At 74.8% G+C, this 22,014-nt stretch carries 22 protein-coding genes; 9 read left to right on the top strand and 13 right to left on the bottom strand.

Annotation, left to right across the window (positions count from 1 at the left end; translation table 11 throughout):
* Positions 1–18: 18 nt before the first annotated feature.
* The 3 genes from IE321_RS30040 to IE321_RS30030 all read left to right on the top strand — a co-directional run bounded on the left by IE321_RS30040 (position 19) and on the right by IE321_RS30030 (position 3,507).
* A complete protein-coding gene (locus tag IE321_RS30040; protein ID WP_190225209.1) occupies positions 19–1,581 on the top strand; it encodes a class I tRNA ligase family protein in 1,563 nt (520 codons plus the stop codon).
* 170 nt (positions 1,582–1,751) lie between these two features.
* On the top strand, positions 1,752–3,071 hold the full coding sequence (gene mshA / locus IE321_RS30035; protein ID WP_190225215.1) for a D-inositol-3-phosphate glycosyltransferase: 1,320 nt from the start codon (positions 1,752–1,754) through the stop codon (positions 3,069–3,071).
* 229 nt (positions 3,072–3,300) lie between these two features.
* Positions 3,301–3,507 carry a hypothetical protein gene (locus IE321_RS30030; protein WP_043226765.1) on the top strand — a complete coding sequence of 69 codons (207 nt, stop codon included), beginning with the start codon at positions 3,301–3,303 and terminating at the stop codon, positions 3,505–3,507.
* Between the two features lie 88 nt (positions 3,508–3,595).
* Here IE321_RS30030 and IE321_RS30025 read toward each other — a convergent pair whose 3' ends face one another.
* The 10 genes from IE321_RS30025 to IE321_RS29980 all read right to left on the bottom strand — a co-directional run bounded on the left by IE321_RS30025 (position 3,596) and on the right by IE321_RS29980 (position 12,687).
* Positions 3,596–4,648 (bottom strand): helix-turn-helix domain-containing protein, encoded by a 1,053-nt coding sequence (locus IE321_RS30025; protein ID WP_190225208.1) that lies wholly within the window; start codon positions 4,646–4,648, stop codon positions 3,596–3,598.
* Positions 4,649–4,697: 49 nt separating this feature from the next.
* Positions 4,698–5,741, bottom strand: coding sequence for a helix-turn-helix domain-containing protein (locus tag IE321_RS30020; RefSeq protein WP_051842401.1), 1,044 nt, complete (start codon positions 5,739–5,741; stop codon positions 4,698–4,700).
* A gap of 116 nt (positions 5,742–5,857) precedes the next feature.
* Complete coding sequence (locus IE321_RS30015; protein ID WP_051842411.1) at positions 5,858–6,283, bottom strand: Fur family transcriptional regulator; 426 nt, start codon at positions 6,281–6,283, stop codon at positions 5,858–5,860.
* A 124-nt stretch (positions 6,284–6,407) separates the two neighbouring features.
* A complete protein-coding gene (locus IE321_RS30010) occupies positions 6,408–7,301 on the bottom strand; it encodes an SAM-dependent methyltransferase (RefSeq protein WP_190225207.1) in 894 nt (297 codons plus the stop codon).
* Between the two features lie 242 nt (positions 7,302–7,543).
* Positions 7,544–8,062, bottom strand: coding sequence for a GNAT family N-acetyltransferase (locus IE321_RS30005; protein WP_190225206.1), 519 nt, complete (start codon positions 8,060–8,062; stop codon positions 7,544–7,546).
* 139 nt (positions 8,063–8,201) lie between these two features.
* Complete coding sequence (locus IE321_RS30000) at positions 8,202–9,113, bottom strand: M56 family metallopeptidase (RefSeq protein WP_190225205.1); 912 nt, start codon at positions 9,111–9,113, stop codon at positions 8,202–8,204.
* Positions 9,110–9,502: a BlaI/MecI/CopY family transcriptional regulator gene (locus tag IE321_RS29995; RefSeq protein ID WP_043226825.1), complete on the bottom strand. Its 393-nt coding sequence runs from the start codon at positions 9,500–9,502 to the stop codon at positions 9,110–9,112. The genes IE321_RS30000 and IE321_RS29995 overlap by 4 nt, the downstream gene beginning before the upstream one ends.
* A 237-nt stretch (positions 9,503–9,739) precedes the next feature.
* Positions 9,740–10,021 carry a metal-sensitive transcriptional regulator gene (locus tag IE321_RS29990; RefSeq protein WP_030749685.1) on the bottom strand — a complete coding sequence of 94 codons (282 nt, stop codon included), beginning with the start codon at positions 10,019–10,021 and terminating at the stop codon, positions 9,740–9,742.
* Between the two features lie 38 nt (positions 10,022–10,059).
* A complete protein-coding gene (locus IE321_RS29985; protein WP_190225204.1) occupies positions 10,060–12,327 on the bottom strand; it encodes a heavy metal translocating P-type ATPase in 2,268 nt (755 codons plus the stop codon).
* 78 nt (positions 12,328–12,405) lie between these two features.
* Positions 12,406–12,687 (bottom strand): cation transporter, encoded by a 282-nt coding sequence (locus tag IE321_RS29980; protein ID WP_043226826.1) that lies wholly within the window; start codon positions 12,685–12,687, stop codon positions 12,406–12,408.
* Between the two features lie 247 nt (positions 12,688–12,934).
* Between IE321_RS29980 and IE321_RS29975 the strand changes: the two genes are divergently transcribed.
* The 4 genes from IE321_RS29975 (at position 12,935) to IE321_RS29960 (ending at position 16,155) form a co-directional block, all read left to right on the top strand.
* The gene (locus tag IE321_RS29975; RefSeq protein WP_190225203.1) at positions 12,935–13,921 is read left to right on the top strand and encodes a DUF8832 domain-containing protein; all 987 of its coding nucleotides are present in this window, start codon (positions 12,935–12,937) and stop codon (positions 13,919–13,921) included.
* Between the two features lie 51 nt (positions 13,922–13,972).
* A complete protein-coding gene (locus IE321_RS29970; RefSeq protein ID WP_190225202.1) occupies positions 13,973–14,671 on the top strand; it encodes a copper homeostasis protein CutC in 699 nt (232 codons plus the stop codon).
* A gap of 56 nt (positions 14,672–14,727) precedes the next feature.
* Complete coding sequence (locus IE321_RS29965; protein WP_190225201.1) at positions 14,728–15,639, top strand: aminoglycoside phosphotransferase family protein; 912 nt, start codon at positions 14,728–14,730, stop codon at positions 15,637–15,639.
* A gap of 81 nt (positions 15,640–15,720) precedes the next feature.
* Positions 15,721–16,155 (top strand): DUF6892 domain-containing protein, encoded by a 435-nt coding sequence (locus IE321_RS29960; RefSeq protein ID WP_190225200.1) that lies wholly within the window; start codon positions 15,721–15,723, stop codon positions 16,153–16,155.
* 18 nt (positions 16,156–16,173) lie between these two features.
* Here the strand turns inward: IE321_RS29960 and IE321_RS29955 are convergent, their stop codons facing one another.
* A complete protein-coding gene (locus IE321_RS29955; RefSeq protein ID WP_190225199.1) occupies positions 16,174–18,246 on the bottom strand; it encodes a HelD family protein in 2,073 nt (690 codons plus the stop codon).
* A gap of 215 nt (positions 18,247–18,461) precedes the next feature.
* Between IE321_RS29955 and IE321_RS29950 the strand changes: the two genes are divergently transcribed.
* On the top strand, positions 18,462–18,674 hold the full coding sequence (locus IE321_RS29950) for a hypothetical protein (RefSeq protein WP_190225198.1): 213 nt from the start codon (positions 18,462–18,464) through the stop codon (positions 18,672–18,674).
* A 70-nt stretch (positions 18,675–18,744) separates the two neighbouring features.
* The gene (locus IE321_RS29945; protein ID WP_190225197.1) at positions 18,745–19,074 is read left to right on the top strand and encodes a hypothetical protein; all 330 of its coding nucleotides are present in this window, start codon (positions 18,745–18,747) and stop codon (positions 19,072–19,074) included.
* A gap of 12 nt (positions 19,075–19,086) precedes the next feature.
* Here IE321_RS29945 and IE321_RS29940 read toward each other — a convergent pair whose 3' ends face one another.
* Both IE321_RS29940 and IE321_RS29935 read right to left on the bottom strand, forming a co-directional pair.
* Positions 19,087–20,724, bottom strand: a complete 1,638-nt coding sequence (locus IE321_RS29940) for a DNA repair helicase XPB (protein ID WP_043226778.1) — start codon at positions 20,722–20,724, stop codon at positions 19,087–19,089.
* Between the two features lie 117 nt (positions 20,725–20,841).
* Positions 20,842–22,014: helicase-associated domain-containing protein (locus IE321_RS29935; RefSeq protein ID WP_190225196.1), on the bottom strand; the 1,173-nt coding region annotated here is incomplete at its 5' end.

Raw genomic sequence — 22,014 nt, 5'->3', positions numbered from 1 at the left:
CACGCTCAGGAGGCTTCCGTGAGCACCCCCGTCTGGATCACCGCGACCCCGCCCGCCACCCACGGCGAACTCCACATCGGCCACCTCGCGGGGCCGTACGTGGCCGCCGACGTCCTGACCAGATACCTGCGGGCCGAGGGCGAGCCCGTCCGGTTCACCACCGGCACCGCCGACCACGCCAGCTCCGTCGAGCTCCGGGCGCGGCAGCTCGGCCGCAAGCCGGAGGAGGTCGCGGAGGGGTACCGGGCCGCGATCACCGCCGACTGGCTGCGGTCCGGCGTCGCCTTCGACCACATCGTCCGGCCCCGCCGCGACAAGGGGTACGGGCGCTGGGTGCGGGACCTCTTCGCGAAGCTGTACGCGGAGGGGGTCATCGCCCCGCGGACCCGCCTGCTGCCCTACTGCGAGCCGTGCGAGCGGTGGCTGTACGGCGCGCACGCCACCGGTGCCTGCCCGCACTGCGGGGCGGCCAGTGACGGCGGGATGTGCCACGAGTGCGCGCGGCCCAACGACGGCGGGGACCTCATCGGGGCGCGCTGCGCGCTCTGCGACACCCCGGCGGTGGCCCGCCGCTGCCGCCGGCTCTACATCCCGCTGGAGCCCTTCCGGGAGACGCTCGCCGAGTACTGGGCGGCGGCCGGGCTGCCGCCGCGGCTGGCCGCGCTGTGCGAGTCGCTGGTGGAGGACGGGCTGCCGGACATCGCGGTCGGGCAGCCGGCCGAGTGGGGTCTGGCGGTCCCGGTGGAGGGCTTCCCCGACCACCGGATCGACGGCTGCTTCGAGGCGGCGGCGATGCACCTCTTCGGCCACGACACGGGGCCGCTGCCGGCCCGCGCGATCCACTTCTGCGGCTTCGGGCACTCCTTCTGCCACGCGGTGCTGCTGCCGGTGCTGCTGCTGGCGCAGGGCGTGAAGCTGCCGCAGGACTTCAACGTCAACGAGTCCTTCGTGATCGAGGAGGGGGTGCGGGAGGGGAACGTGTGGGCGCTGGACCTGCTCACCGAGTACGGCTCCGACACCCTGCGCCGGCACGTCCTCCAGGCCCGGCCGCTGGGCCGCCGCACGGTCTTCCGGCGGGACCGGCTCGCGGCGGCGCGGCGGGAGCTGGACGAGAACTGGAACAGCTGGCTGTCCCGGCTCTTCGCCGCGGTCCGCGAGGAGTGCGACGGGCTCGCCCCGCAGGCGCTGCCCGGCGGCACGGGCTGGGAGATCCTGGAGCGGCGGCTGCACCGGGCGGTGGACGACCTGCGCGAGGCGTACGGCCCCGACGCCTTCGACCCGCGCCGGGCGGTGGCGGTCCTCGACGAGATGGTGCGCTCGGCGGCCGACTTCGGGCACGTCAACGCGCACGAGCGGTGCCGCCCCACCACCGCCTGCCGCCATCTGCCCGCGCTGGCCGCGCAGTTGGCGGTGGCGTCGGCGCTGACGGCGTGGGCGCGGCCGGTGATGCCGGAGGGCGCGGACCGGCTGGCGGCGGCGCTGCGGGTGGAGCCGGGCCGTCCGGTGGACTGGCACGCGCTGATCCCCCCGCTGCCGGGCACCCGGCTGGCGCCGCCGTCGGGGCCGGTCTTCGGCTTCTGAGCGGCACTCCTGCCGGACCCGAGCTTCTAACCCACTAAGAAGTCCTCTAGTTCCCTCCGACGAGACGTCCGACCCACCCCAACCCCTCCGCCGCGTGCGCCGGCGCGACCCGCGCGGGGGCACGCGGCTCCCCCACCCCTCAGGAGCCCCTCGTGTCCCTGCGCGTCGCCATGCTCAGCGTCCACACCTCCCCGCTCCACCAGCCCGGCACCGGGGACGCCGGAGGCATGAACGTCTACATGGTCGAACTCTCCCGGGCCCTCGCCGAACAGGGCGTGGCCGTCGACCTGTTCACCCGCTGCCAGGACGGCGGCGAGCCCCGGCTCACCGATCTCGCGCCCGGGGTGCGGGTCCGGCACGTGGTGGCGGGTCCGCGCCGGGCGGTGGCCAAGGAGGCGGTGCCCGGTCTCGTCCTGCCCTTCGCCCTCGGCCTCTTCCGGCACGAGCGGGCCTACGACCTGGTCCACTCGCACTACTGGCTGTCCGGGCAGGCGGGGCGGATCGCCGCCTTCGGCTGGGGCACCCCGCTGGTGCACACCGCGCACACCCTGGCCCTGGTGAAGAACGCCCACCTGGCCGAGGGCGACACCCCCGAGCCGGCGGCCCGGATCCTCGGCGAGCGGCAGCTGGCGGCGGAGGCCGACCGGCTGATCGCCAACACGGCGGACGAGGCGGAGGCGCTGCGGAGCCTGTACGGGGCGGACGCGGCCCGCACCGAGGTCGTCCGGCCCGGGGTGGACCTGCGGACCTTCGCCCCGGGACCCGGCCGGGACGCGGGGCGGGCGGCGGCGCGGGCCAGGCTCGGGCTGCCGGCGGACGCCTTCGTGCCGCTGTACGCGGGGCGGATCCAGCCGCTGAAGGGCCCGGACGTGCTGGTCCGGGCGGTGGCGGAGCTGCTGCGGATGGCGCCGGGGCTGCGCGGCCGGCTGCTGGTGCCGGTGATCGGCGGGCATTCGGGGGCGGGGGAGCAGGGCACGGTGGCGCGGCTGGCTGCGGAGCTGGGCGTGGCGGACGTGCTGCGGCCCTGTCCGCCGGTGCCGCAGGAGCGGCTCGCGGAGTGGTTCCGGGCGGCCGACGTGCTGGTGGTGCCCTCGCGCAGCGAGTCGTTCGGGCTGGTGGCGGCGGAGGCGCAGGCGTGCGGGACGCCGGTGCTGGCCTCGGCGGTGGGCGGGCTGCCGACGGCGGTCTGGGAGGGGGTCACGGGGCTGCTGGTGCGGGGCCACGACCCGGTGGAGTACGCCCGCGGGCTGCTGTGGCTGGCCCGTCATCCGCGGGCTCGGGCGACGATGGGGGCAGCGGCGGTCGGGCACGCCCGGGGGATGAGCTGGCGGGGTTCCGCCGCCCGGACGATCGAGGTGTACGAGGACGCGCTGGCGGCGCGCGGGCCGGCCCGGGCGGGGGGTTCGCGGGTGGGGCAAGGGCGGCGGCACGCCCCTGCCCCGGCGGCCCCTCTCTCCTGGAGGAACGAGAAGGCCGTCGCACGAGTCTAGCATCTCTTTTGGTTCGACCAAAGATTAGGGACGCTACGGACCGGCCAATTCCGTTGATTCGGCGGCCGATTGACGCACACACGCCATGGCGGGTCCACGCATCGGAGAACCATGGATTCGCCAACGGGGCGCCTACAGAATGGAGTTGTCTTCAGGGAGAGCCCGGCGGCACGGGCCCCCAGGAGACGGGAATCGGCACACCCGCCCATAAGTGACTCCTGGAGGAATCATGTCCGTCGAGCAGAACTCCGGAATGCAGAAGACCGTCCGCCAGTTCCTGGTCGCCCTCACCGCGTGTCTCGCGGTCGGCGCCGGCGCCGCCTTCGCGGTCAGCCCCGGCAGCGCCCCGGAAAGCGGCCCGGTCCAGCACGCCGGCGTCACCGTCGACTGGCCGCACAACACCGCCACCGCGACCCCCGCCCCGCCGGTGAACTGAATCACCCGCGACCACGCACGAAGAAGGCCCCGCGATCGCTGCCACGATCACGGGGCTTTCGCGTGCCCGGAATTCCGGTGCGGAGCATTCAGTCGAGCCAGCCGAGCCGCACCGCGCGCACTCCGGCCTCGAATCGGCTCGACGCCCCCAATTCCTGCATGAGTTCGGAGAGCATGCGGCTCACCGTGCGCAGCGAGACCCCGAGATTCCGGGCGATCTTCTCGTCCTTCATCCCGTCGGCGAGCATCTGGAGCGCCGCCCGCTGCTGCTCGGACAGGCCGTCGCCGCCCCGCTCGGGCGCCACGTCGTCGCCGTACGGGGTGGCCGTGTGCCAGCAGTGCTCGTACAGGCTCAGGAAGGAGCCGACGAGGAGCGGGCCGCGGGCCAGGATCGCGCCCCGGCCGGGCTCGTCGGGGTGCAGCGGCACCAGGGCGTACTGCTGGTCCACCAGGACCATGGTCATGGGGAGTTCGGGCGCGATCCGGACCTCGACGCCCAGCTCGGCGCGGCGCTTGATCACGGCCGCGGCCTCGGGCCGGACGGCGTCCTGGACGCGGTAGGCGGCGCGCAGCCGGATGCCCTGGGAGAGCTGGCGCGCGTCCCGCTCGAAGATCCGCTCGGGGACCTGGCGGGCCGGGCCGGTGGGGTACATCGAGCAGGACGCCTCCTGGGTGACGTCGACGATGTCCTCCAGGGCCTGCTGGATCCGCCGGTAGTCGGTGATCGCCTCGACCGCGATCTCGGAGCCGGACAGCGAGCCGGGCTGGAGGAAGGCCCCGGCGAGCGTCTCCAGGGTGCTGTACGCCTGGTCGGCCTCGGCCAGGTGCTCGCGGAGCCGGGCCCGCTCGCGGTTGAGGATCCGCAGCAGCGCGATCTCCGGGTGGACCGAGGCGACGGCGCCCTCCTCGGGCCGCCAGTCGGCGTTGCGCAGGTCGGCGGCGGTGGCGTGCCGGCTGGTGGTCGGGACGATCAGGCCGAGGGAGAGCAGCTCGGCCCGACATCGCTCGTACTCCTCCGGCGCGAGTCCTAAGCCGGCGGCGACCTCGGCGTAGTTCGACACCCCGCGACGGCGCAGCTCCTGATAGAGCGTCACCAGCAGCCCGGTCGTGCCGTCCCCCGTGCCGCCGTCCGTGGTGACCATGGCGAGCTTCCCCCTCGTCGTCGCGAATCGACCGTCCGGACCGTTCAGGCTACGCGGTGTCCCGCGCGGTCCCGAGGCCCTCGGGGCCGCCCTCGCCGTCCAGCAGGCCCAGCCGGGCCGCCTTCACCCCCGCCTCGAAGCGGCTGGCCGCGCCGAGTTCGTGCATCACCTCGGAGATGAGCCGGCTGACCGTGCGCAGCGACACCCCCAGGGTGCGGGCCACCTGCTCGTCCTTGATGCCCGAGGCGAGCATCCGCAGCACGGTCCGCTGCTGCTCGGTCAGCACGCCGCCGCCCCGCCCGTCCGGTTCCTCCCGGTGCCCGTAGGGGGTCGCGGCCTGCCAGCAGTACGCGTACAGCGCGCGGTAGACCCGCACCAGGCCCGGGCCGCGGGCCAGGATCGCGGGGGAGCCGGGGTCGCGGGGGTCGGTCGGCAGCAGGGCGAAGGAGTCGTCGGCGAGGACCATGTTCATCGGGACGACGGGGGAGAGGCGGATCTCGGCGCCGAGCGCGGTACGGGCCGCGAGGTGCTGGTCCATCTCCGGCACCTGGCCGACCCGGGCGCTGTACATGGCCTGGACGCGGACCCCGCGGGCGACCCGCTCCCGGTCCCGGTCCAGCTCCAGGCCCATCTCCTCGCGCCGGACCGAGCCGGTGGCCATGGAGTGGACGGAGCCGCGGGCGGTCTTCGTCAGGTCGGCGAGTTCGCGCCGGATCCGGGCCGGGTCGTCGACGATCTCGACCTCGACGTCGGAGCCGGGTTCGGCGCGGGCCCGCAGGAACGGTCCGGCGAGGGTCTCCAGGGCGGTGTGCGCGCGGCTGGTCTCGGCCAGCCGGCTCTCCAGCCGGTCCCGCTCGTGCCGCAGCAGCCCGAGCAGGGCCACGTCCGGGGCGATGACCAGGGGCGAGGGCGCGGTCGTGTCGATCAGGCCGAGGGTGGTCAACTCGGCGCGGGCGCGCTCCCGTTCGGCCTCGGTGAGGTCCAGATCGCGGGCCGCCTCGTCGAGCGGGGCGCCCGGGGCGGCGCGGAGGGCCTGGTAGAGGGCGAGGGCCTGCTCGCCTCCTGTACGTACTCCGGCGGCGTTCTTGGACACGGTGGCAGCAGACTCCCCTCGGATCGCGCGGATCCCGTTGAAAAACGCCCCGGCAGACCCTGCCACACATTCGAACGTTCCGCACGATGTTCACGGACGAAGCCGCACGAGCGGGATCAGGCGGACTCTTCCGCGCAATCGGGGCACAGCCCCTTGAAGACCAGCTCGGTCTCGCCGGCCCGCCAGCCGGGCAGGCTGCCGCGCGGCGGCGCGGGCGCGGGCGCGTCGACGTTCTCCACCCGTCCGCACCGCACGCACAGGGCGTGCTGGTGGCGGGGGCCCGAGATCTCGAAGACGGCCGGCAGGCCGGGCCGGTCGAACTTCCCGACCAGGCCGGTCTCCTGGAAGTGCCGCAGCATCTCGTAGACGGCCTGGCTGGTGAGCGACCCCAGCCGCTCGCGGGCGGTCGCGGTGATCGCCTCGACGTCGAGGTGGCCGCCGGCGGCGAGCACCGAAAGGACCTCCAGGCGCGGCCCGGTGACCCGCAGGCCCACGTCCCGCAGGCGCTGGATCACCGCCTCGCGGCCCGTCAGCTCTTCCACCACTGCCCTCATCTCCGGCCGCCGCCCGGTCGCGCCCCGGCCGGCTGCCGGGCGCCATCTGGTCGACTCAAACGTTTGCGGGCATCGTACCTCTTGCCCGCCCGCCCCGACAGGCGGCGGCCGGTCAGTCGTCCGCACGGCAGACCAGCAGCACCGACTCCGTGCGCTCGTCGATCCGGTGCCGCCGACGACCCTCGATGTGCAGCCCCGCGGAGTGGAGTTCGGCCGCCAGCCGCTCCTGGTCCACGATCCACTTGTCGGTGGTCAGCACCGTCCGCTCCGAGGAGAGCTTGCCGGTCCTGGCCGTGTAGTAGGTGATCCGCTCGCTCATCGCCCCCAGGTCGAAGACCTGCCGGGCCACCACCCACTCGTCGATCCCGTCGAACCGCGGCACCTGGAACGCCCAGGTCCGCCGCGGCTCCGCCACCAGCCCCGCGCCCAGGTGCGCGGTGTAGTCCAGGGCCAGCGCCCCGCCCGCCTCCAGATGGCCCGCGACCTCCCGCAGCAGACCGGGCCGCCGGGCCGGCGGGACCGCCGCGACCATCGCGCCCGCGAGCAGTGCCAGCCGGTAACTCCCCCGCAGCCGCAGCTCGGTGAGGTCCGCGCGGTGCGTCGCGACCAGCCCGGCCACCTGTGGGCCGATCCGCCGCGCCCAGCCTTCGAGGCGCTCCAGTGCCGAGGCGTCCCGGTCCACGGCGTCCACGGCGAAGCCGTGCCGGGCGAAGGGGACGGCGAGCCGCCCCGCGCCGGAGCCGAGGTCCAGGACGGGTCCGCCGGTGGAGCGGGCGAGGCCGAGATAGCGGACGATGTCCGCGCTGTGCGGGCCGAGCAGGGCGTCGTGCAGCCACACGGACCCCTCGTCCATCGCGGAGACGGACTCCAGTCCGGGCAGCGCGTCGGGGGCGATCCGCACCCCGGCGCCCGCCCGGGGCGCCCGCTCCCGGTCGTATCGGGACGGCAGGACCGGCGCGAGCGCTGCGGGCACGGCGGGCAGGGAAGTGCCGCTCGGGGTGTGCATCGCTCCTCCAGGGGCTCGCGCGGTCCATGCCGTCCGGGCGGGGCGCCCGTGCCGCCGGGACCGCGCCGCTGCGCCCATCCTGACCTGCGCGAGGACCCCCGATCCACCGGATCGGGCTGCGTGAACACGCGATGGCGTGGATCTGCCACGCACCCCCGTACGGGCTCCGCGCGGGCGTTCCCGGCACGGCCGGGCCGGCGGGCACGGGCCCCGCGTACGGGCCCCGCGCACAGGCGTCCGGCCTACCGGCCCCGCGTGCGGGCTCCTCCGCGTCCCGGACCCTGGACCGCGCGGCCCCAGCGCATCGGGCCCAGGGACGTGAAGCCCTGGTCCCGGTAGAACGGCAGGGCCGGGTCCGCCTCCACCGGCAGCTGCACCCGCTGCTCGCGCGCGTCGTAGTCGCGCGTCCGGTCGGTGGCCGCCGCCAGCAGGGCCGTACCGATCCCGCGGCGGCGCGCGCCCTCCTCGACCGCCAGGGCGTACAGCTCGCCCTCGCCCGGCACCGGCACCCCGCACGCGGCGGCGCCGACGAGCCCGCCCTCCGGGCGCTCCGCGACCAGCCAGCCGAGCCAGCCGGGCGCGCCTCCCGGAATTTCTATTTCCGCGCGTATGCGGGGCAGCGCGCATTGTGTGGAGATCAGCCGGCGCAGCGGGATTTCGTCCAGCATTCCCGCATAGCTGCCCCGGATCGCCTCGGCGAGCAGCCGGGATATCGACGTCGCGTCGCCGGCCGCTGCCGTACGGACGCCAGCGAGCTGCATTGGATCTGTACCCTTCGCCGTGCCGAGCGCCGTGGTGGGCCGAAGCCCCAACGTACCCACAATAGCGACCGATTCCCGGGTGTGTGACCGATGCGAAATCTACGAATTCGCTTAGTAAATAGCTGAGTTGGCTCCGGCATTAGGCCGGGAAGGAACAGCAGGCGACCACCAGCGGAGCCATCGCGAGAGCCGCCGCGCCGATCGTCGCCAGCCCCCGCAGCACCGGATGTCCGGCACTGTGCGGGGTGAGGATCCGGCGCATCCGGAGCGCCGCCGAAGGCCCCCCGGCGGCGAACGCGGCGCGCGGCGCGCGGCCCGCCGCGAGGGCGTAGAGCGCGGTGGCGAGCGCGTCCCGGGTGCAGCGCCGCAGGGCCCGGTCGTCGGCGGCCATCTCCAGGAGCAGCGGCACCGCCGAGGAGCCGTGCCGGGCCAGCGGCAGCCGCCGGAAGACCGTGCCGAACGCCTCGGCGGCGGCGACCAGGAGGTGGTGCCGGCCCGCGATGTGCGCCCGCTCGTGGGCGAGGGCGGCGGCCAGCTGCGCGGGCGTGAGGGTGTCGACCGCCCCGGAGGAGACGACGACCCGGCGGCTGCGGCCCGGCAGGCAGTAGACCGCGGGCCGGGCGTGGTCGAGGACGACGGCCCGCAGCTCGGGGTCGTACCGCCCGATCAGCCGCAGCACCCCCGCGTGCTGCCGCCGCGCCCGTCGGGCCCGCCGCAGCCCGAGGGCGAAGGCGCCGGCCGGCACGGCGAGGACCGCGACGGCCACGGCCAGCGCGGCCAGCTCCCGCCCGCGCAGCGCGAACAACTGCCCCGGGGACGGCACCCGGAGCGTCAGCACCATGTCGCTGAGGCGGTGGCTGGACTCGCCCGGCAGCAGCAGCTGCGCGGGGAGCAGCGCGCTCGCGACGGCGAAGACGGCGCCGCAGGCGGCCCAGACGGTGACGGCGAGCCGGGGCACCTGCTGTGCCCAGCGGGCCCGGACCAGCGTCCAGGGCACGAGGAAGCCGGAGAGCAGCGCGAGGCCGAGCGGCACGAGGGCGTGGTGGTTCACGCGCGGCCCCCCGGGGCGGTCCCCGCGTCGGCCTCGCCGCGGGCCGCGCGGAGGGCGGCGTCGAGGGCCTCGACGTCCTCGTCGGAGATGGCCTCGACGAAGCGGAGCAGGGCGGCGGGGCGGTCCTGGCTGTCGCCGAGGGCGTCGCGCATCAGGCCGGCGGTGTACTCCTCGCGGCTGCGGACGGGTTCGTACAGCCAGGCCCGGCCCGCCTTCTCGCGGCGGAGCCAGCCCTTGCGGTGCAGGATGTCGGCCACCGTCATGACGGTGGTGTAGGCGACCCGGCGGCCGCGGTTGATGTCGTCGACGACCTCGCGGACGGTGGCGGGCCGCTGCCAGGCCCACAGCCGGTCCATGATCTCGGCCTCCAGCTCTCCCAGCCGGCGCACGTGCATCCCCTCCCCTTGCGGGCGGCTCATCGTACGGGTCGCACACCCGCCCGAGGTATACCCCCTGGGGGTAGGTTGGCGGGTTCTTGACGGCCTCGGGAGCGGCCCCGGGAACGGCCACCGCCCCCGTCGGGAGGCCCGCTCGCGCGGGCCCCTCGCACGGGGGCGGTGCCGGACTCCGTCAGGTCCGGCCCGGGTCCGGTCCGGTTTCGGGCCGGCGCCGGACTCCGGTCCGGATCACGTCCGGATCAGCCGGGCGATCGCCTTCGACGCCTCGCCGACCTTCACCTTCGCCTGGTCCCCGCCGGCGGCGATCGCCTCCGTGACGCAGCAGCTCAGGTGCTCGTCCAGAAGGGCCACCGCGGTGGACTGGAGGGCGGCGTTGATGGCCGAGACCTGCGTCAGGACGTCGATGCAGTAGACGTCCTCGTCGACCATCCGCTGCACCCCCCGGACCTGTCCCTCGATCCGCCGGAGTCTTCTGATGATGTCTTCCTTGTGCTGCACGTAACCGGCCACGGCGGGCTCCCGTCACATCGGTGGAGAGGCGGAGAGGGTCACTTGTCCGCGGCCTGGAAGCCGCGCAGCCGCAGGCTGTTGCCGACCACGAAGACCGAGGAGAAGGCCATCGCCGCGCCGGCGATCATCGGGTTGAGCAGTCCGGCCGCGGCGAGCGGCAGGGCGGCCACGTTGTAGGCGAAGGCCCAGAAGAGGTTGGACCGGATGGTGCCGAGGGTCTTGCGGGAGAGCCGGATGGCGTCCGCCGCGGCCCGCAGGTCGCCCCGGACGAGGGTCAGGTCGCCGGCCTCGATCGCCGCGTCCGTGCCGGTGCCCATCGCCAGACCGAGGTCGGCCTGGGCGAGCGCGGCGGCGTCGTTCACGCCGTCGCCGACCATGGCGACCGAACGGCCCTCGGCCTGGAGCCGCTTGACCACGTCGACCTTGTCCTGCGGCATGACCTCGGCGATGACCTCGCCGATGCCGACCTCGGCGGCGACGGACTCGGCGACCGCCTTGTTGTCGCCGGTCAGCAGGATCGGGGTGAGCCCCAGGCCCTTGAGCCGGCGGATCGCCTCCGCGCTGGTCTCCTTGATCGCGTCGGCGACCTCCAGGACCGCGCGGGCCTCCCCGTCCCAGGCGACCGCGATGGCCGTCTTCCCGGCCTTCTCCGCCGCGTCCTTCGCGGACTTGAGGCTCGCCGGGAGGGACATCGCCCACTCCTCCAGCAGCTTCTCGCGGCCGACGAGGACGGCGTGGCCGTCGACGACGCCCTGGACGCCGAGGCCGGGGACGTTGGCGAAGTCCTCGGGGGTGGGCAGGGTGCCGACCTTGGCGGCGGCGCCGGTGGCGACGGCCTGGGCGATCGGGTGCTCGGAGGAGTGCTCCAGGGCGCCGGCCAGGCGCAGCACGTCGGTCTCGTCCGTACCGGCGGCGGTGTGGACCTTGATGAGGGTCATCCGGCCGGTGGTGACGGTGCCGGTCTTGTCCAGGACGATGGTGTCGACCTTGCGGGTGGTCTCCAGGACCTCGGGGCCCTTGATCAGGATGCCGAGCTGCGCGCCGCGGCCGGTGCCGACCATGAGGGCGGTCGGGGTGGCCAGGCCCAGGGCGCAGGGGCAGGCGATGATCAGGACGGCGACGGCGGCGGTGAAGGCGGCGGTCAGGCCCTGGCCGGTGCCGAGCCAGAAGCCGAGGGTGCCGAGCGAGAGCGCGATGACGATCGGCACGAAGACGGCCGAGATCCTGTCGGCGAGGCGCTGGGCGGCGGCCTTGCCGTTCTGCGCGTCCTCGACGAGCTTCGCCATCCGGGCGAGCTGGGTGTCGGCGCCGACGCGGGTGGCCTCGACGACCAGGCGGCCGCCGGCGTTCAGGGTGGCGCCGGTGACGGAGTCCCCGACGGAGACCTCGACCGGCACGGACTCGCCGGTGAGCATGGAGGCGTCCACGGCGGAGGAGCCCTCGACGACGGTGCCGTCGGTGGCGATCTTCTCGCCCGGGCGGACCAGGAAGCGGTCCCCGACCTGGAGTTCGGCGGTGGGCACGGTGGTCTCGCGCCCGTTCCTGATGACGGTGACTTCCTTGGCGCCCAGCTGCATCAGCGCCTTGAGCGCGGCGCCGGCCTTCCGCTTCGAGCGGGCCTCGAAGTAGCGGCCCGCCAGGATGAAGGCGGTGACGCCGGCGGCGGCCTCCAGGTAGATGTTCCCGGCGCCGTCGGTGCGGGCGATGGTGAACTCGAAGGGGTGCGTCATCCCCGGCGTGCCGGCGGTGCCGAAGAACAGCGCCCACAGGGACCAGAGGAACGCGGCGATCGTGCCGACCGAGATCAGCGTGTCCATGGTGGCCGCGCCGTGCCGGGCGTTGGTCCAGGCGGCCTTGTGGAAGGGCCAGGCGGCGTAGACGACGACCGGCGCGGCGAGCGTGAGGCTCAGCCACTGCCAGTACTCGATCTGGAGCGCCGGGACCATCGCCATGGCGATGACGGGCACGGCGAGGGCGACGGCGGTGATCAGCCGCTGCTTGAGGGGCCGCAGCTCCTCGTCGGCCTTCTCCTCGTCGGTGGGGCCCTCGGGGGAGCCGGCGGCGGCCGGGCGCTCCGGCTCGGGCTCGGCGGCGGTGTAGCCGGTGGCCTCGACGGTGGCGATCAGGTCGGCGACCGGGATGTCGGCGGCGAAGGTGACCTTCGCCTTCTCGGTGGCGTAGTTGACGGTGGCCTCGACCCCGTCCATGCGGTTGAGCTTCTTCTCGATGCGGGCCGCGCACGAGGCGCAGGTCATGCCGCCGATGGCGAGCTCGACCTGGGCGGTGCCCGGAGTGGTCGTGGTCATTTCCTGCTCCTCGGTGTAGCGGGTTCGGGGGCCGGGGCCCGGGCGGGGGTACGGGACGGGCCCCGGCGGCCGGATCGGTCAGGCGCGGCCGGTCAGGTCGTAGCCCGCGTCGTCGATCGCGGCGGCGATCGCGGCGTCGTCGGGCGCGCCGTCCGTGGTGACGGTCACCAGGCCGCCGGCGACGTCGACGTCCACGGAGAGGACGCCCTCCAGCGCGCTGACGGAGGTGGTGATCGCGGTCTTGCAGTGGCCGCAGGTCATGCCCGAGACCGCGTAGACGGTGCTGGTGGCGTCGGCCACGGCGACCGCGGTGGTGGTGCCGGTCGAGCAGCTGTTGTCGGGGGTGCAGCAGGAACCCATGTCGTCCTCCATCGTGTGTCCGGTGGACCGGATACCCTCGGGGGGTATCGGCGGTGTGGGTCCATGTATACCCCCCGGTGGTATCCGACGCAAGTGTCGGCCCGACTTGACTTGATACCCCCCAGGGGTATGGTGAAGTGCAGAGAGCAGAAGAACACGCCACCGCGCACCGGCTCGGACGCCGGCCCGTACGCCGACCCGGACACCGGGTCCCGCGCACCGGCCCCACGCATCAGGGAGAGCAGCCATGAACACCGGAGTGAAGATCACCGCCTTCGCCGCCGCGCTCGCCGCGACCTTCGGCACCGCGTACGGGGTCGGGAAGGGCGTCGGCCCCGTCGAGGAGCCGGCGAAGGCCGAGCACGGCGAGCACGCGGCCGCGACGCCCGCGCCCAGCGCCTCCGCCGGCGGTCACGCGGGCCACGACGAGGCCGCCCCCGCCGCCGAACCGCCCGGTGGCCTCCAGGTCTCCGAGGGCGGCTACACCCTCGCCCTGGAGACCCCGGCCCCGCCCGTCGGCCGCAGCACCCTGAAGTTCTCCATCCAGGACGCCGCCGGGAAGAAGGTCACCGCCTTCACCACCGAGCACGGCAAGGAGCTCCACTTCATCGTCGCCTCGCGCGACCTGACGGTCTTCCGCCACCTCCACCCCGAGAAGGCGCCGGACGGCACCTGGACCGTCGAGGCCGACCTCCCGGCCGCCGGCGGCTACAAGGCCTTCGCCGACTTCAAGCCCGCCGCGCCGGGAGCCGAGGGCCTCACCCTCGGCGTCGACCTCGGCGTCCCCGGCGCCTACACCCCCCAGGCGCTCCCGGCCGCCGCGTCCACCGCCGCGGTCGACGGCTACCAGGTCCGCCTCGGCGGCACCCTCGACCCGGGCAAGGCCGGCGAGCTGCGCCTCACCGTCTCCAAGGGCGGCAAGCCCGTCACCGACCTGGAGCCCTACCTCGGCGCGTACGGACACCTGGTCGCCCTCCGTCAGGGCGACCTCGCCTACCTCCACGTCCACCCGAACGAGGGCGGCCCCGGCCCGGACGTCTCCTTCACGGCCACCGCGCCCAGCGGCGGCACGTACCGCCTCTTCCTCGACTTCCAGCACGAGGGCAAGGTCCGCACGGCCGCCTTCACCGTGAAGGCGGGCGCCACCACCGCGACGCCCGCCACCCCCGGGACCCCCGCCGCGACGCCCTCGGAGACGGCCGAGCACGATGCGGGAGGGCACGCGCACGGCTAGTCTGGTCATTGGACTAGACCTGTAGCCGTCATTCATGGAGGAATGGGCGCAATGAGCAACCGTGCTGTCCTGGAGGTGATCGCCCTCGACGAGCAGGACGCGGTCGCCGCCCAGACCGGGGGCGCCGACCGCCTCGAACTCGTCACCGACATGGCGGCGGACGGCCTCACCCCGTCGACGGCCGGCTTCACCGCCATCCGCCGCGCGGTCGACATCCCGCTCCGCGTGATGCTCCGCCTGGCGGACGGCTTCGCCGCCGGAGGCCCCCGGGAGGTCGACGCCCTGGTCGGCCGCGCCGAGGAGCTGCGCGAGGCCGGCGCCGACGAGTTCGTCCTCGGCTTCCTCACCCCCGCGGGCGAGCCCGACCTGGTCGCCGTCGAGCGCCTCATCGCCGTCCTCGACGGCGCCCGCTGGACCTTCCACCGGGCCATCGACCGCGCCGCCGACCGCGACGGCCTCCGCAAGCGCCTCGCCGACCTCCCCGGCCTCGACACCTACCTCACCGCCGGCGCCGCGACCGGCGTCGACGACGGCCTCCCGGTCCTCGAAGCCGAAGCCGCCCGCACCGGCGAGCCCGGCTACGAACCGCAGATCCTCGTCGGCGGCGGCCTCCGCCTCGACCACCTCCCCCGGCTGCGTGCCGCCGGCCTCACCGCCTTCCACATCGGCGGCGCCGCCCGCCCCCAGGGCTGGACCGCCCCCGTCTCGGCGGACGCGGTCCGCACCTGGCGCGAGGCGGTGGACGCGTAGCGGGCCGCCCGGAAAACCCGTGCGGGCCGTCCGGCCCTCCCGTTACCGTCGCCCGCATGACCGACGAAGGACCCGGACCCGACGCGGCGCTCGTACGCCGGCTGATCACCGCCCAGTTCCCCCACTGGGCCGGACTCGACGTGCGGCGGGTCGCCTCCGCCGGGACGGACAACGCGATGTTCCGGCTCGGCGGCGACCTCGTCGTCCGCCTGCCCAAGGCCCCGTGGGCGACCGGCCAGATCGAGAAGGAGCGGCGCTGGCTGCCCCGGCTCGCGCCCGCGCTCCCGCTGCCCGTGCCGGTGCCCGTCGGCGCGGGCGTCCCCGGCGAGGGCTTCGAGCGGCCCTGGGGGGTCTACGCCTGGCTGGAGGGCGCCGACGCCTGGGCCGAGCCCGTCACCGACCTCGCCCACGCCGCGGCCGAACTGGGCCGCTTCGGCGTCGCGCTGCGGGCCGCCGACGCCACCGGCGCACCCCGGTCCTTCCGCGGCGGCGCCGTCACCGACTGGGAGGGGGGCGCCCTCCCGGCGGCCGTCGCCGCGCTGGCCGACGCCGGCCTGCTCGACGCCCGGACCGCGCTCGACGCCTGGGAGCGGGTCCTCGCGCTGCCCGCCTGGGACCGCGACCCGGTCTGGCTCCACGCCGACCTGCTGCCCGGCAACCTCCTCACCCGCGACGGCCGGCTCAGCGCCGTCATCGACTTCGGCGGCCTCGGCACCGGCGACCCCGCCGTCGACCTGATGCCCGCCTGGACCCTCTTCACCCCCGACACCCGCCCGGTCTTCCGCACCGCCTCCCGCGCCGACCCCGCCACCTGGTCCCGGGGCCGCGGCTGGGCCCTGGCCTGGGGCCTCGTCACCGACCACTACTACGGCGGCGGAGACGCCCCCGGCACCGCGCCCGTCCCCAACCCGGTCCTCGCCGCCGTGGCCCGCCGCACCTGGACCCAGGCCCTGCCCGAGTTCGCCTGACCGGCCCGGAGCGCCCCCGTCCGCCCCGTCGCGGACCGACCCGGCGGGGCGGTGTCACCCCGCCGTGGTACCCATGACCCCATGACCCGGTTCCACGACTTCAACCTCAAGCTGCTCGTCATCGAGGAGCTCATGTACTCGGCGGGGACGCTGCTCCCGGTCTACGACCTGGGCGAGGTCCTCGCCGCGCGGGGCATCGGCGACCCCGCGTCCCACGTCCTGGAGAACGGCCTCCACGAGGAGGTGCTGCCGGAGCCCCGGGCCTACTTCGAGGCGCTGGAGATCCCCGCCGAACTCCTGGCGACGGTCGAGGAGTTGTGCTTCGACGCGGGGACGGAGGTCTTCCGGCACTGCGCGCCCGCGTGGGACGGCGAGGACGACCTCTTCGACGTCCGCTCCCTCGACGACCTCGCCCTCCTCCCCAACCTCCGCGAGGTCACGTTCGTGGAGGACGGCGTGCTGGCCGTCCCCGACGCGGCGGACGTCTTCGCCGCCCGGGGCATCACCACCGACTGACCCCGCGCGCCGGGGGCGTCACGCCCGCGGGGCCAGCTGTTCCGGCAGCGGCGCCGCGTGGACGATGGTCAGGCCCGAGACGGCTCGGGTGAGGGAGACGTAGAGGCGGCGCAGCCCGGTGCGCTCGTCGGGCTCGCCGTCGACCACGGCGGCGGGCTCGTCGAGGACCACGTAGTCGTACTCCAGGCCCTTCGCGAGCGAGGCGGGGACGAGCGTGAGCCGCGACTCGGCGGTGGTCTCCTCGCCGGGGGCGAGGTAGGACAGCCCGGCCTCCTCCAGCGCCTCCGCCAGCACCCCGATCCGCGCGTCCGCGGCGATGAGCCCGATCGACCCCTCGTGCCCGAGCGCGTCCACGCACGCCGTCACCACGGCCCCCGCGTCGCCGCCCGCCCGGATCTCGAAGGCCCCCGGGTTCTCCCGGACGGACTCCACCGGCGCGAGCCCCGGCGCCATGTGCGGCAGCAGCCGGGAGGCGTAGGCGATGACCTCGCTGGGCACGCGGAAGCCGGCGGTCAGCTCCTCGACGCGGGACCCCGGCTTGCCGAGGTGCGCCAGCGCGGTCTGCCAGCTCTGGGTGGCCCACGGCGTGGTGCCCTGCGCCAGGTCGCCGAGGACGGTCGCGGAGCCGGTCGTGCAGCGGCGGCCCACGGCCCGGTACTGCATGGGGGAGAGGTCCTGCGCCTCGTCGAGGACCACGTGCCCGAGCGAGTGGGTCCGCTCGACCAGGTCCGTCGCCTCGTCGATCAGCACCGCGTCCGCCGCCGACCACTTCGCGGTCTTCACGCTGCGGGCCGGCTTCGTCCACAGCAGCAGCTTCTGCTCCTCCTCGTCGAGGATCCCGGCCGCGTGCTCGGCGAGGAACTCCGCGTCGCCGAGCAGCCGCAGCACCAGCTTCGCCGGGTCGACGGGCGGCCAGCACTCCTTGACGACGGCCTTCACGGCCGGGTTGCGGGCCACCGCGTTCTGCACCCGGTCGTCGGGCGCCTCGCCGGCCTGTTCCATCCGGACGAGGACGGCGTGCGCGATCCGCTGCGGCAGGGCCTCGCGGGCCGCCCCGTACCGGATGTCACGCTCCGTCAGTTCGGTGACGATCTCCTCCAGTTCGTGCGCGGGCACCCGCCAGCGGCGCGAGCCGCGCACCACCATCAGCGGCTCGGACGGCAGCGTCACGTGCGAGCGGACCGCCCGCCGCAGCACCTCCGCCATCCGGGCGTCGCCCTTGACCACGGCGGTGGCCGCCTCGTCGGTGCCGCGCACCTCGACGTGCGCGACGAGGTCGTCGACGGTCGCCTGCTTGACCTCCAGCTCGCCGAGGGCGGGCAGCACCTGCTCGATGTACTGGAGGAAGGACCGGTTGGGCCCGATGACGAGGGTCCCGGTGCGGGCCAGCCGCTCCCGGTGGGCGTACAGCAGGTAGGCGACACGGTGCAGGCCGACGGCGGTCTTGCCGGTGCCGGGGCCTCCCTGGACGCACAGCGTGCCGCTCAGGTCCGAGCGGACGATCTCGTCCTGCTCGGGCTGGATCGTCGCCACGATGTCCCGCATGGGGCCGACGCGCGGCCGCTCGATCTCGGTCTGGAGGAGCCGGCTGGCGCGTTCGAGCTCGGCGGGGTCGGACAGGCGCTCGTCCTCGTACGCGGTGAGCTCGCCGCCCGTGTAGCCGAAGCGGCGGCGCAGCCCGACGTCCTGCGGGTCCTTCTTCGACGCCTGGTAGTACGGCTGGGAGACCGGCGCGCGCCAGTCGATGACCATCGGGTCGCCGTGGGCGTCGTGGACGTGCCGGCGGCCGATGTAGAAGCGCTGCCCGTGCTGGGTGGGCGGCAGGTAGTCGAGCCGGCCGAAGAAGAGCGGGGTGTGGGAGAGGTCTGCGAGCGCCTTGATGCGGTCCTCGATCTGCCGTTCCAGGACGATCGAGTTGACCCAGTTGGCGGTGACGTCCTTGATGTCCAGGGCCTCCACCTCCTCGCGCATGGCGCGCAGGGCGGCGCGGGAGGAGGCGAGGTGGGCCCGCTCGCGCACGAGCGGATCGTCGGTGGGCACGGCTGCGGACACGGTGGAGCCTCCGGTCGGTACACGGATGAACGGACACATGGACACACGGGCACATCGATGTGGCCGCCGGTTTCCGACCGGGCGGCGGCGCGCTCCTCGTGCGGGGACGGGAGGCGGGGAAGCCGGTGATTCTAACGCCGTGCCGGCGGCCCGGGCGAATCGGTTTCCCGTAGGGGAGCGATCCGCCGTAAGGGGGACCCCGATTCCACCCCCAGGGCGATGTGGGTTGAATGTCCGGATTCCATCATGGAGGCATGACCGCGACGACCTTCACCCTCGTGACCACCGTCCCCCGCCCCCGCCCCCGGCCCCGCCGCCTCGCGGCGACGGCCGTCCGCGCGGTCCGCGCCTTCGGCGGCGCGGCCGTCGGCGTCGTCCTCCTCGGCGACCTCGGCCCGGCCGGGGCGGGAGTCCGCGACCCCCGCCCCGTGCACGCGCCGGGCGCGGACGAGCGCCTGCCGGGATGAGTACGGGTCCGGCGCCGCCTGAGTATCCGCACGCCTGCCGGCGGCCCCGGCGCGGTGATGGGATCGGGGCATGACGACGCCGGACACCCCCGCCACCGCCCCGCACGCCCCCGCTCCGCGCGCGGCCGACCCGAACTCGCCGGGTGCGACCGCCCTCCGCGTCATGGCGGGCCTCGGCCTGCTGCTCGTCGCGGTGTGCGCGGTGGCGACCATGGCGGTCACCCTCACCGACGCGGTCTCCGGTGACGGCGTCGGCGGGGGCTTCGTCACGGCCGGCTTCTGGGCCGTGGGCCTCGCCGCCCTGGCGGGCGTGGCCGCCCTCGCCGTACCGGGCCGCGCCCTCGTCGCCGCCCAGTACGTCCTGGCGCTCGCGGGCCCGCTCCTCGCCCTGATGGACTGAGGCCGGCCCGGGTCAGGGCGCCAGCAGCTCGTCCGCGTCGACGATCCGGTAGGCGTAGCCCTGCTCGGCGAGGAAGCGCTGCCGGTGGGCGGCGAAGTCCTGGTCGATGGTGTCGCGGGCGACGACCGAGTAGAAGTGCGCCTGGTGGCCGTCCGCCTTGGGGCGGAGCACCCGGCCGAGGCGCTGCGCCTCCTCCTGGCGGGAGCCGAAGGTGCCGGACACCTGGATGGCGACCGTCGCCTCGGGCAGGTCGATGGAGAAGTTGGCGACCTTGGAGACGACGAGGACGTTGATCTCGCCGTTGCGGAAGGCGTCGAAGAGCCGCTCCCGCTCCTTGTTGGTCGTCTCGCCCTTGATGACCGGCGCGTCGAGGTGCGCGCCGAGTTCGTCGAGCTGGTCGATGTACTGGCCGATGACGAGGATCTGCTGTCCGGCGAACTTCTTCACCAGCGCCTCGGTCACCCGCCGCTTGGTCGCCGTCGTCGCGCAGAAGCGGTACTTCTCCTCCGCCTCCGCGGTCGCGTAGGCGAGCCGCTCCGCGTCGGTGAGGTTGACCCGCACCTCGACGCAGTCGGCGGGCGCGATGTACCCCTGCGCCTCGATCTCCTTCCACGGCGCGTCGAACCGCTTGGGCCCGATGAGCGAGAAGACGTCCGCCTCCTTGCCGTCCTCGCGCACCAGCGTCGCGGTCAGGCCGAGCCGCCGGCGTGCCTGGAGGTCGGCGGTGAACTTGAAGACCGGCGCGGGCAGCAGGTGCACCTCGTCGTAGACGATCAGGCCCCAGTCGCGGGAGTCGAAGAGCTCCAGGTGCGGGTAGACGCCCTTCCGCTTGGTGGTGAGGACCTGGTAGGTGGCGATGGTGACGGGCCGGATCTCCTTCTTCGTCCCGCTGTACTCGCCGATCTCGTCCTCGGTCAGCGAGGTCCGCCGCACCAGCTCGTTCTTCCACTGCCGGGCGGAGACCGTGTTGGTGACGAGGATCAGCGTCGTCGCCTTCGCCTTGGCCATCGCGCCCGCGCCGACGAGCGTCTTGCCCGCGCCGCAGGGCAGCACGACGACGCCGGAGCCGCCGTGCCAGAAGCCCTCGACGGCGTGCTGCTGGTACGGCCGCAGGCTCCAGCCGTCCTCGGCGAGGTCGATCGGGTGGGCCTCGCCGTCGACGTACCCGGCGAGGTCCTCGGCGGGCCAGCCGAGCTTCAGCAGCGTCTGCTTGATCTGGCCGCGCTCGGAGGGGTGCACGACGACCGTGTCGGGATCGATCCGCGCGCCGACCAGCGGCTGGACCCGCTTCGACCGGAGGATCTCCTCCAGGACGGGCCGGTCGGTGGTGGTCAGCACGAGCCCGTGGGCGGGGTGCTTGGAGAGGGTGAGCCGCCCGTAGCGGCCCATCGTCTCGGCGATGTCGACGAGCAGCGCGTGCGGCACGGGGTAGCGGGAGTACTCCACGAGCGCGTCGACGACCTGCTCGGCGTCGTGACCGGCCGCCCGGGCGTTCCACAGGCCGAGCGGCGTGACCCGGTACGTGTGGATGTGCTCGGGCGCCCGCTCCAGCTCCGCGAACGGCGCGATCGCCCGCCGGCAGGCGTCGGCGAGCTCGTGGTCGACCTCCAGCAGCAGGGTCTTGTCGCTCTGGACGATCAGGCAGGACACACATACCTCCGCAGGCGGTCGCGGCGAGGGAAACGTGGAAGTCTACCCCGGGCACCGCGGCCACCGCCGGTCTCCGCCGCAGCGACCCCCCGGCGACGTGGGCTCCCGGAAAAACCGCTAGGCGTCCTCGTCCGCCAGCTCCGCGACCCCCGTGATCCGGTGCAGCGGATACGTGCGGACCTCGTCGGCCGTGTGGTCGTAGCCCGTGACGAAGCCGCCCTCCACCCGCACCGGGGCGATGACCCGCTGACTGGCGGCGCCCTCGGCGTTGACGTAGCCGATCCAGACGGCCGAGCCGGTGAGCGCGGCGGCCTGGACGGTGGCCAGGGTCTCGGCCGCGGAGGTGCGGGGGAGACCGCCGGTGGTGACGGGGACGGCGGGCTCCCTGCGGACGGCCGTGGCGGCGTGGTCGCCCGCCCGGATCGCCCGGACCGCCGCCGTCAGCAGCGTGGCGTCGGGCACCGGCGGACCGTCCGGCACCGGCGCCGGGGCCGTGCGGGGCGGGGTGCGGTGGGCGTCGGCACGGGTCACCAGGACGTCGCCCTCCGCGGACTCGGCGGCCGGCGCGTACCCCATCGCGCGCAGCCCTTCGAGGAGCGACGCCGGGTCGGCCTGCGCGGCCAGCACCGTCGGCGCGAGGCGGCGCAGCCGCAGGGCGGCCGAGCGGCGGTCGGCCAGGATCTCGCCGAGCAGCGCGTCGTCGTCGCAGCGGACGTACGCGGACGCCGCCCCGATCCGCAGGTGTCCGTGCTTCCGCGCCACGTCGTCGATCAGGTACGCGAGCGGCTGCGGCACCGGCGTGCGCGCGTGCGCCGTGAGGAAGGCGTGCAGGTCGGAGGCGGAGCGGCCGGTGTCGAGCGCGCGCCGCACCGAACCGGGCGTGAACCGGTAGACGGTCGCACCACCCTTCGACTCCACGTCCGCCAGGACCGCGAGCGCGTCGGCCAGCGGGCGCAGCAGCGGGCCGGGGGCGACGGCCGTCAGGTCGGCCTGGAGCAGGACGTGGTCGACCGCCTCGGGGAGCAGCGGCTCCAGGAGCTCCGCCGCGCGCTCCGCAGCGACCTCCGGTTCCACGCCGCCGCCCTCGGCCGCGGGCCCTGCGGGCCCGTCGAGCGGCAGGTTCAGCAGGGCGCGCGCCGGGGTGGACAGGGCGCCGCGCCCGGTGATCCCGAGGAGTTCGGCGTCGCCGAGCACCCAGCGGGCGAGGCGTTCGCGCAGGTCGGCGGCGGGGCGGGGGGCCGTCGGCGGGGCGGAGGGGGCCGGGGGCCGGGTCTCCGAGGCCCAGGGGCC

The sequence above is a fragment of the Streptomyces hydrogenans genome, assembly GCF_014656075.1.
GTDB classification, from domain to species: domain Bacteria; phylum Actinomycetota; class Actinomycetes; order Streptomycetales; family Streptomycetaceae; genus Streptomyces; species Streptomyces hydrogenans.
Note: the sequence above shows the minus strand (reverse complement) of the source record. Positions and strands in the feature narration are given on the sequence as shown.